1 protein-coding gene is annotated in these 807 nt (G+C 42.6%); it reads left to right on the plus strand.

Features of this window, described 5'->3' with window-relative positions:
- Positions 1-664 (plus strand): LPXTG cell wall anchor domain-containing protein (locus HT717_RS09625; RefSeq protein WP_173305145.1); only part of this gene is annotated, 664 nt, incomplete at its 5' end.
- Between the last annotated feature and the right edge of the window lie 143 nt (positions 665-807).

An 807-nucleotide genomic window follows, 5' to 3' on the forward strand; every position in this document is an offset into this window, starting at 1 on the left:
CGTTATTCCATCAGGTGATGCAGTTAAGAAATCATCAGATAACGCAGTTAAGGACCCAGCGGTAACACCAGTTGTAGATCCAAGCAACTTGACTGAAGCAGAAAAAGCTAAGGTAGCAGAAGCAGTTAAGAAAGCTAACCCAACAGTAACAGATGTTAAAGTTGGCAAAGATGGTACAACCACAGTAACCTTCCCAGATGGTAGCACAGCCGTTATTCCATCAGGTGATGCAGTTAAGAAATCATCAGATAACGCAGTTAAGGATCCAGCGGTAACACCAGTTGTAGATCCAAGCAACTTGACTGAAGCAGAAAAAGCTAAGGTAGCAGAAGCAGTTAAGAAAGCTAACCCAACAGCAACAGATGTTAAAGTTGGCAAAGATGGTACAACTACAGTAACCTTCCCAGATGGCAGCACAGCTGTAATCCCAGCTGCTAAAGCAGTTACATCTGCTGAACAAGGTTCACATGCAGTAGCACCAGCTGCTAAAGCAGTTACATCTGCTGAACAAGGCTCACATACAACAACACCAGCTAAGAAAGCAGGAGCGAAAGAGTTGCCAAATACTGGTACAGAACAATCTAGCGCTTCACTTGCTCTAGCACTTCTTGCAGCAGCAACAGGGGGACTCCTTATCGCGAAAAAACGCGAGGAAGAAGAGTAAGAAATTACCTTGATGAAAGAATTCATAGGATAAACATTCTATAAATTTAACAAAAAGAGATTGGAACACGATGTTCTAGTCGCCCTCAAAAAGATAGCATCTCCGAAAGGAGATGTTATCTTTTTGGCTCTTTGTCAACTGTA

The sequence above is a fragment of the Streptococcus sp. 959 genome, assembly GCF_013277075.1.
Lineage (GTDB): Bacteria > Bacillota > Bacilli > Lactobacillales > Streptococcaceae > Streptococcus > Streptococcus pseudopneumoniae_C.